Source organism: Pandoraea pneumonica, from assembly GCF_902459645.1.
Lineage (GTDB): Bacteria > Pseudomonadota > Gammaproteobacteria > Burkholderiales > Burkholderiaceae > Pandoraea > Pandoraea pneumonica.
In genome coordinates this window covers 125,235-136,705 of record NZ_CABPSK010000005.1, presented here as the reverse complement: position 1 = coordinate 136,705, position 11,471 = coordinate 125,235, and the positions used below count along the sequence as shown (strand labels likewise).

At 63.6% G+C, this 11,471-nt stretch carries 9 protein-coding genes; 6 read left to right on the top strand and 3 right to left on the bottom strand.

What is annotated here, in order from left to right; translation table 11 throughout:
- Positions 1–35: 35 nt before the first annotated feature.
- On the bottom strand, positions 36–1,496 hold the full coding sequence (gene zwf / locus PPN31114_RS23140; RefSeq protein ID WP_150681879.1) for a glucose-6-phosphate dehydrogenase: 1,461 nt from the start codon (positions 1,494–1,496) through the stop codon (positions 36–38).
- 193 nt (positions 1,497–1,689) lie between these two features.
- On the opposite strand from zwf, the gene edd reads away from it, so the two are divergent.
- On the top strand, positions 1,690–3,537 hold the full coding sequence (edd, locus tag PPN31114_RS23135) for a phosphogluconate dehydratase (protein WP_150681878.1): 1,848 nt from the start codon (positions 1,690–1,692) through the stop codon (positions 3,535–3,537).
- On the opposite strand, the gene PPN31114_RS23130 is transcribed toward edd, so the two are convergent.
- Positions 3,534–4,523 carry a LysR family transcriptional regulator gene (locus PPN31114_RS23130; RefSeq protein WP_150681877.1) on the bottom strand — a complete coding sequence of 330 codons (990 nt, stop codon included), beginning with the start codon at positions 4,521–4,523 and terminating at the stop codon, positions 3,534–3,536. The two genes, edd and PPN31114_RS23130, sit on opposite strands and share 4 nt — an antisense overlap.
- Before the next feature lie 99 nt (positions 4,524–4,622).
- On the opposite strand from PPN31114_RS23130, the gene PPN31114_RS23125 reads away from it, so the two are divergent.
- The 5 genes from PPN31114_RS23125 to PPN31114_RS23105 all read left to right on the top strand — a co-directional run bounded on the left by PPN31114_RS23125 (position 4,623) and on the right by PPN31114_RS23105 (position 8,596).
- The gene (locus PPN31114_RS23125; protein ID WP_150681876.1) at positions 4,623–6,041 is read left to right on the top strand and encodes an aldehyde dehydrogenase family protein; all 1,419 of its coding nucleotides are present in this window, start codon (positions 4,623–4,625) and stop codon (positions 6,039–6,041) included.
- Between the two features lie 114 nt (positions 6,042–6,155).
- Positions 6,156–6,500 (top strand): hypothetical protein, encoded by a 345-nt coding sequence (locus tag PPN31114_RS23120; RefSeq protein WP_150681875.1) that lies wholly within the window; start codon positions 6,156–6,158, stop codon positions 6,498–6,500.
- A gap of 70 nt (positions 6,501–6,570) precedes the next feature.
- Positions 6,571–7,452, top strand: coding sequence for a 4-hydroxy-tetrahydrodipicolinate synthase (gene dapA / locus PPN31114_RS23115; protein WP_174988403.1), 882 nt, complete (start codon positions 6,571–6,573; stop codon positions 7,450–7,452).
- A 25-nt stretch (positions 7,453–7,477) separates the two neighbouring features.
- Complete coding sequence (locus PPN31114_RS23110) at positions 7,478–8,005, top strand: hypothetical protein (RefSeq protein WP_150681873.1); 528 nt, start codon at positions 7,478–7,480, stop codon at positions 8,003–8,005.
- Between the two features lie 84 nt (positions 8,006–8,089).
- A complete protein-coding gene (locus tag PPN31114_RS23105; RefSeq protein ID WP_150681872.1) occupies positions 8,090–8,596 on the top strand; it encodes a hypothetical protein in 507 nt (168 codons plus the stop codon).
- A gap of 101 nt (positions 8,597–8,697) precedes the next feature.
- Here the strand turns inward: PPN31114_RS23105 and mgtA are convergent, their stop codons facing one another.
- Positions 8,698–11,439: a magnesium-translocating P-type ATPase gene (gene mgtA / locus PPN31114_RS23100; protein WP_150681871.1), complete on the bottom strand. Its 2,742-nt coding sequence runs from the start codon at positions 11,437–11,439 to the stop codon at positions 8,698–8,700.
- Between the last annotated feature and the right edge of the window lie 32 nt (positions 11,440–11,471).

Sequence of the window (11,471 nt, the reverse complement as noted above, 5' to 3'; positions counted from 1 at the left end):
CGGACTTCGCCCACGCCGCGTTGTATTGCGCTCGCTCAGTTGTCCTCTTCCACCCAGCAAGTGCCGTATTGCGCGAGCAGTGCGCTCGCGGCGGGCGGCCCCCACGTACCCGCGGCGTAGCGTTTCGGCCCCTTGTGTTGACGCGCCCAATACGCCTGAATCGGCGCCACCCAGCGCCATGCCTGCTCCTGCTCATCGCGACGCACAAACAGCGCCAGCCGTCCGTGAATCACATCGAGCAACAAGCGTTCGTAGGCATCCATCCGGTGCCCCTTGAAGAACTGGTCGAACGCCAGATCCAAATGCACCGATTGCAGATTCATCCCCTCGCCCGGCTGCTTCGCCAGACAGTAGAGCCGCATCGATTCGTTCGGCTGCAAGCGAATGACGAGACGGTTGGCACCCGCGTGCGCCGTCGCTTCGCCCAACAGCGGATACGGCGTGGCGCGATAGTTCACGACGATTTCCGCCACGCGCTCGCCAAGCCGCTTACCGGTGCGCAGGAAGAACGGCACGCCTGCCCACCGCCAATTATCGATTTCCACCTTGAGGGCGACGAAGGTCTCGGTCTGGCTATCCGCAGGCACACCCGGCTCATCGGTGTAGGCCGGTACGGCCGTCTTGCCGATGGCACCGGCCCCGTATTGCCCCCGCACCACGTTGCGCGCCACGGTGTCGTCGTCGAGCGCCCGTAGCGAGCGAAGTACGCGCAGCTTCTCGTCGCGCACGGCGTCGGCGTCCATGGAAAACGGCGGCTCCATGGCCACGATGGCGAGCAATTGCAGCAGGTGGTTCTGCACCATGTCGCGCAACGCGCCGGTCTGCTCGTAGAACTCGCCGCGGCCCTCTACGCCCAACTCCTCGGCAATGGTGATCTGAATGCTTTCGATCAGATCCCGGCGCCACATCGGCTCGAATATCGCATTGCCGAAACGCAGCGCGAGCAGGTTCTGCACGGCCTCTTTCCCGAGGTAGTGATCGATACGATAAATCTGGTCTTCGCGGAAGATGGCGCCCACGGCGTCGTTGATCGCAACCGACGACGCGAGATCGTGACCGAGGGGCTTTTCGAGCACGATGCGGCCGTTCTCGTTGAGCTTCGCGCTGTGCAGCCCTTCGCAGATCGGGATGAACAACGACGGCCCCGTTGCGAGATAGAAGATGCGCACGCCCTCGCGCTTGGCCAGCCGTTCGGCCAGCGTGTCGAATTCCGCTTTGCGCCCCAGATCGAGGGGCATGTAGTCGATGGTGGCGAGAAAGCGCTTCCATTGCGCCTCGTCCCAGACATCGGACTTGATATGCGCGCGCACATGCTGCTCGCACCATGCGTGATACGCCTGCGCGTCCATCGGGCTGCGCGCGACGGCCAGAATATTGCCGACCTCGGCTAACTCGCCGGTACAGAACGCCCGGAACAGCGCAGGCAGCACCTTACGTAGCGACAAATCGCCAGTGGCGCCGAACAAAACAAAGGTATACGGTGAAGGCGTGGTCATGGAGAGCGTGGACTCCGTGCGGTCGGAACGTGAAATCACCCGCGCCACTTGGGATGCCGGCGTTGCGAGCGATTTCAGACGTCACTGGGAAAGCGCGACTTTGACACTGCATTGTAGTTTAACTACACTGCAATTCAACAAAAACTCGTGCTTTGACTACAAAGCCACCCGCCCACAACCTCCCGGAATCACCATGTCCCAGTCTTCGCACAACGTGTCGCTGCATCCGGTGGTCAAGCGCGTGACCGAGCGCATCATCGAACGCAGCCGAAAGTCTCGTCAGGCGTATCTCGCAGGCGTCGAGCGCGCTGCGCAAGGCCAGCCGGGGCGTGAATCGCTCGGCTGCGCCAACCTGGCCCACGCACTGGCCGCCGCGCCCGCCGACGACCGTCTGAAAATCCGCACCGAGCGCACGCCCAACATCGGTATCGTTACCGCCTACAACGACATGCTTTCGGCGCACGCGCCGTTCGTCGAATTCCCCGATGTAATCAAGTCTGCCGCCCGCGCGCATGGCGCGAGCGCACAGGTCGCAGGCGGTGTGCCCGCGATGTGCGACGGCGTCACGCAAGGCTATGCGGGCATGGAACTGTCGCTGTTCTCGCGCGACGTGATCGCCATGGCCGCCGTCGTCGCCCTGTCGCATCAGATGTTCGACGCCGCGATGTTCCTCGGCGTATGCGACAAGATCGTGCCGGGGCTGGTGATTGGCGCGCAAGCGTTCGGGCACTTGCCCGCCGTGTTCGCCCCCGCTGGCCCGATGCCCTCGGGGCTGCCGAACGACGAGAAGTCGCGCATCCGTCAGGAATTCGCCGCCGGTCGCGTGAACCGTGCCGCGTTGCTCGACAGCGAGCTTGCCGCGTATCACACCGAAGGCACCTGCACGTTCTACGGCACAGCCAACAGCAATCAGATGCTCATGGAATTCATGGGGCTGCATTTGCCGGGCGCGTCGTTCATCAACCCGCATACGCCGTTGCGTCATGCCCTCACGCAAGCCGCGACGGCACGCGCGGTGGCGTTGGCCAAGTCAGGCATCAATACCTCGCACATTCTCGACGAGCGGGCCTTCGTCAACGGCGTGGTCGGCTTGCTCGCCACCGGCGGCTCGACCAACCATACGTTGCACCTTGTCGCCATGGCCCACGCGGGCGGCATTCTGCTCGACTGGCAAGACTTCGCGGAACTCTCCGACGTCACGCCGCTGCTCGCCCACGTGTACCCGAACGGCAAGGCCGACGTGAATCAGTTTCACGCAGCAGGCGGGCTGAACTTCCTCATTCGGGAATTGCTCGACGCCGGGTTCCTGCACAACGACGTCACAACCGTGATGGGTCACGGCTTGCGCGCTTACACGCAAGAAGCGACGCTGCGCGACGACGTGCTCTCGTGGCATGACGCCCCGGCGGATAGTCTCGATGAAAACATCGTGCGCCCGGCCTCGCGCCCCTTCGCCACCGAAGGCGGTCTGCGCATGCTCGCGGGCAATCTCGGCCGCGCCGTCATCAAGTCGTCTGCTGTCGATCCCAAGCACCAGACAGTGCGTGCGCCCGCACGTGTGTTTGCCGATCAAGAGTCTGCGCAAGCAGCATTCAAGGCGGGCGAACTCACGCGCGACGTCGTCGTGGTGGTTCGCTTCCAAGGCCCGCGCGCCAACGGCATGCCGGAGCTCCATAAGCTCATGCCGATGCTCGGCCTTTTGCAGGACGAAGGTCATCGTGTGGCGCTGGTGACCGACGGCCGTATGTCAGGCGCATCGGGCAAGGTGCCTGCCGCCATTCACCTGTCCCCCGAAGCCGAGCAAGGCGGCATGCTCGCACGCGTGCAGGACGGCGACGTCATCTCGATCGACTGCGAGAACAACGTGCTGCATGTGGACGTCGACGACGCCACGCTCGCAGCTCGCACGCCCGCTCCGGTGCCGCAACGCGCGTTCGACCCGTGGCGCAACGTCTTCGGCTTGTTCCGCAACAACGTGGGCGCGGCACCGCATGGCGCTTGCGTGCTGTTCAACGACGCTGACTACCCGGCGGGGTCTTAAGCGCGCTTGTCGGGTGTTTTGCGCGTGCTGCGCGGCACTCGACGAGGCGCTCCAGCGGGGGTGGGCAGTGACTTCTGCGCACCCCGTTGCCGTTCCAGCGCCGCCTGCTCCCGAATCATGTCGATAAGGGCTCGTAACCCCGCTGGCGCATGCCGGCGGCTCGGATAGTAAAGACTCAAGCCACCCTGCGGTGGTGTCCATGGCTCAAGCACACGCACCAGCGTGCCCGCTTGCAGATCGGCCTCGACATTCCACTCCGTCAAATACGCCAGCCCCAGCCCTGCGCGCGCCGCTTGCAGCATCAGGTCGGGTTCATCTAGCGTCAGCACCCCGTCGACATCGATGCGCGCCACCTCGCCGTGGCGCTCGAATTCCCAGTGATAAATCACGCCGCTCGGCATCCGCATGCGAATGCACGCGTGCGCCAGCAGATCGGCCGGTGCCCGGGGTGGTTTATGACGGGAGAAGTAGCCCGGGCTGCCGACGACAGCGAAGCGTAACGCGCCGCCAAAAGGCACCGCCACCATGTCTTGCGGCACGGCCTCGGTCAGCCGGATGCCCGCATCGAAGCCGCCCGCCACGATGTCGACCATCTTGCCCTCGGTGACGATATCGAGCTTCATTTCCGGATATCGGCGCAGGAATTCGAGAAAGATCGGCATCACCACGCGCGCCGCTCCCGCCGAAGTATTGATACGCAACACGCCCGACACCGTGTCGCGAAAGCTGCCCGCTTGCTCGATGGCAACGCGAATGGTGGACAGCGCAGGCGCCACGCTATCGACAAACTGCGCACCTGCCGCCGAGAGCGACACGCTGCGTGTCGTGCGATTGAAGAGCCGCACACCAATGCGCGCCTCCAACCCCGCCACGGCATGACTGAGCGCCGATGTCGAGACGCCCATTTCGTCCGCCGCCGCGCGGAAGTTGCGATGACGCGCCACCGCCAATACCGCCTCGAGTTCGCTAAGACCGGAGGTTTTCATTGTCCTAAATCCCTCAACGTGACGTGCCAGATTGTACGGCTACTCAACACAATGCCGCACGCCTATGATGAATCGTCACCCCCCACTTCGAGAGCAGTCATGCAGATCATCGACAAGATTTATATCGACGGCGCATTCGTCACCCCGCACGGCGACGAGCCGTTCGAGCTCATCAATCCGTCCACCGAGCAGGTGATCGGCCGCGTCCGTCTCGCCGACGCACAGGACGCGCGCGACGCCATCGCCGCCGCAAAGCGTGCGTTTCCGGCGTTCTCGCGCACCAGCAAGCAAGAGCGCATCGACATGCTCAAACGCATGCACGCCGCTGTGCTGGCACGTGAGAGCGACCTCTTCGACGCGATCGTCGAAGAGTACGGCGCACCGATTTCGCGCGCCGGATGGATGGCAAAACACGCAAGCGATGTCCTGCTTCAAGCCGCCAAGGTGCTGGAGAACTACAGCTTCACGCGTCAGGCAGGCACGGCTGACGTGGTGATGCAGCCGCTCGGCGTTGCCGGGCTCATCACCCCGTGGAATAGCGACGCGGGCTTCATCTGCGGCAAGCTCGCCGCCGCAATGTCGGCAGGCTGCACGGCGGTGATCAAGCCCAGCGAGTTGAGCGCCATCCAGACGCGCATCGTGACCGAAGCGTTGCACGCTGCCGACCTGCCGCGCGGAGTGTTCAACATCGTGACAGGTCGGGGCGAAACGGTCGGTGCGGAAATTAGCGGCCACCCCGACGTCGCCAAGATCTCGTTCACCGGCTCTACCGCTGTCGGAAAAACCATTCTGCGCACCGCGGCCGAAACGTTGAAGCGCGTGACGCTCGAACTCGGCGGCAAATCGCCCTTCATCGTGCTCGACGATGCAAACTTCGACGACATCGTGCCGATGGCTCTCGGCGCGGGCTTCATGAACAGCGGGCAAGCGTGTATCGCAGGCACGCGCATTCTCGTGCCGCAACACCGGCTCGCAGAATTCGAAGCCCGCGTGGTGGAAGAAGTCGCACGCACGCAGGCGGGTAATCCGCATGATCCGAAATCCACCGTCGGGCCGATGGTCAACCGCAAGCAATGGGAGCGGGTACAAGGCTATATCCGCGTCGGCATCGATGAAGGCGCTCGCCTGATCGCCGGTGGCGAAGGGCGGCCGCAAGGTATTGACGCCGGATGGTTCGTGCGCCCCACCGTGTTCAGCGATGTGACGAACGACATGCGCATCGCGCGTGAAGAAATCTTCGGCCCCGTGCTGTCGATCATCACGTATCGCGATATCGACGATGCGATTGCCATCGCCAACGACACGCAATACGGCTTGCAAGCGTATGTATTCGGGGCCGATAAGGCGCGCGCACGCGAGGTCGCCGCTCGCATCGAAGCTGGCCGTGTGATGGTCAACACGCTGAACCACGAACCTGCTGCGCCGTTTGGCGGCTTCAAACAGTCGGGGATCGGTCGCGAATATGGCACCTATGGGTTAGAGGCGTTTCTCGAACCGCAGGCGTTCCTCGCTGCCTGATAAAAAGCCCTAAGCGCGGCCCCCTCGATGGCGTCAAGAATCTTGACGCCATTTTTATTTCCCCATCCCTAGACTGGCTTCGTTGTCACTTCAGTCGCTCGTCGACACCCAGCCATGCCTACGCTCGCTCAACGCGCCAGTCTTGAACCTCCCGGTGCCTATCTCGCACCCGCGGTACCTGCCGCTCGCCAGCGCAACCGCCACACCCCGCGTGCGCGCCTCGACGCCACGCTCGATATCACGTTGAGCCGCGCCGCCGTCTCCACGCTCGCCGTCACGCTCGCGATGAGCCTGCCGCTGCCGTGGCGCGTCGAGACCATTCGTCCGATCCGGCGCGATACCGCAGCCGTCGTGTCGATCGCCCTGCCTCGCGTGGAAGCCTCGCACGCTATGCACGTCGTGATGCAGTCGCTGCCCGAAGCCGAGTTCGGCGCGCTTCGCCTGCGCCCGGCCGCCTGATTACGCTAGGCGGCCATCAGCGCCCGTCATGCCTTGGGGAAGGCGGGCCGTAGTTACTGATTCTCACGTTATGAACACTGCCATCTTCGAAGGGGTGTGGGTCCCGCTCGTCACCCCCATGACCGGTGCCAACGGCGCCACCATCGACTACGACGGGTTTGGACGTCTGGTCGACTACTACCTTGCTGCCGGTGTGAACGGCTTAGTCGTCGCAGGCACCACCGGCGAAGGCACACTGCTCACCGACGACGAACGCCGCTGGCTGGCCGAGACGGCGTGTCATCACGCCAATGGCCATACCCCCGTGCTCGCCGGTGTGGGTGCCGCCGACACCGCCAACGCCGCACGCCAGATTCGCCATCTGGACGACTTGCCGCTCGCGGGTTATCTAGTGCCGCCGCCCTACTATCTGCGTCCGTCGCAAGAGGGCATTCTCTGGCACTACCGCACACTGGCCGCAGGCACCCGCAAACCGATCGTGCTGTACAACGTGCCACTGCGCACGGGTGTCACGCTCGGTGTCGAGACCATTCGCGAATTGGCCGCACACGAGTCATTCCCCTGCATCAAGGAATGCGACGCGCATCCGCTCGTGCACCTGCCCTCGCAAACCACCATGCGCGTGATGTGCGGCGACGACATGCAGTGGTTGGCAGCGCTGCAAGCAGGCGCGTCCGGCGGCATCTCCGCTGCGGCGCATATCCGGCCGGATCTGTATCTGAAGCTGTTCCGCTATGTGCGCGAAGGCGACATGGCGCACGCCAACACACTGTTCAACGGTATGAAGCCGCTGATCCGCCGCCTGTTTGCAGAACCGAACCCGGTGGCGATCAAGGCCGCGCTCTCATCGCTTGGGTTGTGCTCGCCCATCGTGCGCCGCCCGCTCATGCCTTGCAGCGCCGCCCTGCATAGAGACATCGACGCCCAACTCGAAGTCACGATGGCGTTCTGACCGCACCGATCTGAGGACACTCGCTATGGATGACATCGAACAACGCCACCGAACCGTCGCGCGCTTGCTCATCAAGCTCTCGGGCACCACGCTCGCCCGGCTGGCCTACGCCACGGGCATTACGGGTAACACGATCTCGCGCTGGGTGCACGGCGACTACTGTGTGCTCGGGGTGCAGGGCCGCGACAAACTGCTTGCTGCGCTCGGCGCGCACAGCGACGGCACGAATATTCGTCTCGCGCCGCGTGCTAGCGGCGCGGCACAGCCGATGTTTTACATCACCGGGCTGGTACAGGCGGAACGCTTTGCCACGCTCGCCGCGCTGACGTCGGCACGCTTCGTGGCCGCACGCGAGACGTGTCAGGGAGAAACGCTCGTGAGTCTGGTCGCCGATGCCGACGGGCAAACTACGGCGCTACTCATCGGCCCGCGCGAAGCGCTCGACGAGGTGTACGCCGAGCTCGGCATCGAGATGTCGTCCACGCGCCGTTTGGAGTCCGCGCTCGGTCACTTTGCTTCACCCGCCGAAGTCGCGCGCCTACACTCGCATTAGCCGCAAGCTGCGTAGCGCGAATCAATACTGTCCCGCGCTACGCCGCCTTCCATTTTTGGCCCCCCGTCAACGATGGAGCGTGTCATGACGACAGATCGCATCAACAAGCGTGTGAAGGTGTCCGCCACCGACGGCTGGCAGGACACGGGGTATCGCATCGGCGCACAGTCGGCCCCGAAAGTGATTCTGCGAGCCTCGGGCGAGTGGTGCACTCGCACCGACGATCGCAAGTTCGGCCGGCGCGACGCCGACGGACGTACGCCAAATTCCGGCGCGACGTATCTGCACAAGGTCTCGGGTGACGACGAGTATCCGTACCACGGTTCGGACGCACTGATGGGCCAGTTGATCGGCCGCTTCGGCGAGAATGGCGAACCGTTTCTGGTCGGCAAGCAAAAGTCGTTTCGCGTCGATGGCATGCCTTCGGACGTTTCGCTCTGGCTGTGCTGCAACGACCCGCTTGGCAGCGCCAAGCGCGACAACGACGGCTCGCTCGATGTGACGCTTGAGTTGGACGACGAGCGCGATGTGTTCGCCGCGCGCAAGCAGCACTTCGATCGCGTGGCGGGGCGGTGGGTCGACGATTATTGATCGTTGCGCCCACTTCGCCAGCGCATAAAAAATGCCCGGCTGCGATGGTCTATCGCGCCGGGCATTTTCAATGGCGATGCATGACTTCGCGGTGATGCGGCCTACTGCCAGCCGAAGCGCCGCGCGAACATCCCCTTCATCATCTGCGTGAGCACGGCATAAGCGAGCAAGATCGCAGCAAGCATCGGGAAATACGCGAGCGGCAGCGCCTGCATCTTGAACGTGTCGGCAAATGGCGACAACGGCAGCATCAGCCCGATGAGCATCACGGCACCGGTCATCAACAGCAGCGGCCACGCGGCCCGGCTTTGCACGAACGGGATACGGCGCGTGCGAATCAGGTGAACGATGAGCGTCTGCGAGAGCAGCCCTTCGACAAACCAGCCCGACTGGAACAGCGTTTGATGCTCGGCGCTATTGGCACCGAACAGATGCCACATCGCGACGAATGTCAGCACATCGAAAATCGAGCTGATCGGGCCGAAGAAAATCATGAAGCGCGACAAATCGGCCGGGTTCCAGCGTTGCGGCTGCGTCAATTGCTCGGGGTCGACGTTATCGAACGGAATCGTCGTCTGCGACAGGTCGTAGAGCAGGTTTTGCGTGAGCAGTTGCAGCGGCAACATCGGCAGGAACGGCAAGAAAGCGCTCGCGATCAGCACAGAGAAGACGTTGCCGAAGTTCGAGCTGGCCGTCATCTTGATGTACTTCAGCATGTTCGCGAACGTGCGACGCCCCTCGATCACGCCCTGCTCCAGCACCATCAGGCTCTTTTCCAGCAGGATCAGATCGGCGGCTTCCTTGGCGATGTCGACCGCCGTGTCCACCGAGATACCGATGTCGGCCGCGCGCAGCGCAGGCGCGTCGTTGATGCCGTCGCCCATGAAGCCCACCACGTGCCCGTTGGCGCGCAGCATGCGTACCAGACGTTCTTTATGCGCCGGGGTGAGTTTCGCAAACACATTGGCGCGCTCGACGGTCTTGGCCAGTTCGTCGTCGCTCATGTTTTCGATCTCGTCGCCCAGCACGCAGCCGTCGACCTTGAGTCCGACTTCGCGGCACACCTTGGCAGTGACCAGATCGTTATCGCCGGTCAGGACCTTCACACTCACCCCAGAAGCCGCCAGCGCCTTGAGGGCCGGTGCGGTCGAGTCTTTGGGCGGGTCGAGAAACGCGATATAGCCCACCAGTACGAGTTCGCGCTCGTCGGCAATGCCGTAGCTTTCCTGCACGGGAGGCAAGTGGCGCGTTGCCACCGCCACCACGCGCAGCCCTTCGGCGTTTAGGTCGGCCGTCACGCGGCGCAACCGGGCCAGCACATCGGGCGTGAGCGGTTCGACGTTGGCACCATGCTGCACGCGGTCGCATACGGCCATCACTTCCTCGACCGCGCCCTTGCAAATCAATTCGTGATGCTCGCCGTTCTCGCTCACCACCACCGACATGCGACGGCGCTGGAAGTCGAACGGAATTTCGTCGATCTTGCGATAGCGGTTCACCACGTCGAGCCGCTGGTGCAATTCGCCGTGGTCGAGCACGGCCACGTCGAGCAGGTTCTTCAAGCCGGTTTGATAGAAGCTGTTCAGATACGCGTACTCGAGCACATCTTCCGAGGCGTGGCCCCACACGTCGGTGTGGCGCTCCAGACAGATTTTGTCCTGCGTGAGCGTGCCGGTCTTGTCCGTACACAGCACGTCCATCGCGCCGAAGTTCTGAATGGCATCGAGGCGCTTGACGATCACCTTCTTGCGCGAGAGCACGACGGCGCCTTTGGCGAGCGTTGCCGTCACAATCATCGGCAACATTTCGGGCGTGAGGCCCACGGCCACCGACAGCGCAAAGAGCGACGCTTCGAGCCAGTTGTGCTTGGTGAAGCCGTTGATCAGCAGCACGATGGGCGTCATCACCAGCATGAAGCGGATCAGCACCCACGACACGCGATTCACGCCCTGCTGGAACGACGTGACGGTGCGCTCCTGCGCCGTAACGCGCTGCGCGAGCGAACCGAAGAACGTGCGTGCACCGGTCGCGACAACGACCGCCGTCGCAGAGCCGCTAACGACGTTGGTGCCCATGAAGGCGAGATTGTCGTAGGCGAGTGGATTGCTGCCGCCTGCGTCGCACACATGGGCGAACTTCTCGACCGGCAACGCTTCGCCGGTGAGCGCCGATTGCGAGATGAAGAGGTCTTTCGCGGCAAGAATGCGCACGTCGGCAGGAATCATGTCGCCCGCGGCGAGCAATACGATGTCGCCGGGCACGAGTTCGGCCAGCGGAATCTCGCGACCCATGCGCGCGGCACGGGCGCCTTGGCGTGCGGCGTTTTCGCCGTTGAGATCAAACTCGCGGCGCAGCACCGTGGCGGTGGTACTCACCATCGCCTTGAGCTTCTCGGCAGCCTTGTTCGAGCGCGCTTCCTGCACGAATCGCAACACCGTGGAAATGATCACCATCGACGCGATGATGATCGTTCCCTCGGTGTCGTCGGTCGCATACGACACCGCCGCCAAAATCGAGAGCAGCAGGTTGAACGGATTGCGGTAGCAGTGGAAGAGATGGCGCCACCAGGGCAGCGGCTTTTCGTGCTCGACTTCGTTGGTACCGACATGCGCGCGAACGGTCGCGGCTTCGTCGTCGGAGAGTCCCTCGCGGGTGGTGTGCAGGCGCGCGAGCAGGTCGGGGCCGGCCACGCGAGCGGCATCGGCAAGACCCGGTGGTGCCTCGTGGCCATGCGCTGGCGCATCGAGCGTCTCGAGCATGTCGCGACGACGGAAATAGCGCAGGCCGAGGCGCGCGCCAAGCACCGTAATCAGACGCTCGCTGAGCGTGAGAGCTTGTTGCATCGGATACATCCTGAAAGGGGCACGGGCGCCGC

What these genes read in the sequence shown, in the direction of transcription:
- PPN31114_RS23125 (WP_150681876.1), top strand. Translation starts at nt 4,623, where the DNA reads ATGCAGATCATCGACAAGATTTATATCGACGGCGCATTCGTCACCCCG.
- edd (WP_150681878.1), top strand. Translation starts at nt 1,690, where the DNA reads ATGTCCCAGTCTTCGCACAACGTGTCGCTGCATCCGGTGGTCAAGCGC.
- PPN31114_RS23110 (WP_150681873.1), top strand. Translation starts at nt 7,478, where the DNA reads ATGGATGACATCGAACAACGCCACCGAACCGTCGCGCGCTTGCTCATC.
- mgtA (WP_150681871.1), bottom strand. Translation starts at nt 11,439, where the DNA reads ATGCAACAAGCTCTCACGCTCAGCGAGCGTCTGATTACGGTGCTTGGC.
- PPN31114_RS23120 (WP_150681875.1), top strand. Translation starts at nt 6,156, where the DNA reads ATGCCTACGCTCGCTCAACGCGCCAGTCTTGAACCTCCCGGTGCCTAT.
- dapA (WP_174988403.1), top strand. Translation starts at nt 6,571, where the DNA reads ATGAACACTGCCATCTTCGAAGGGGTGTGGGTCCCGCTCGTCACCCCC.
- PPN31114_RS23105 (WP_150681872.1), top strand. Translation starts at nt 8,090, where the DNA reads ATGACGACAGATCGCATCAACAAGCGTGTGAAGGTGTCCGCCACCGAC.
- zwf (WP_150681879.1), bottom strand. Translation starts at nt 1,496, where the DNA reads ATGACCACGCCTTCACCGTATACCTTTGTTTTGTTCGGCGCCACTGGC.
- PPN31114_RS23130 (WP_150681877.1), bottom strand. Translation starts at nt 4,523, where the DNA reads ATGAAAACCTCCGGTCTTAGCGAACTCGAGGCGGTATTGGCGGTGGCG.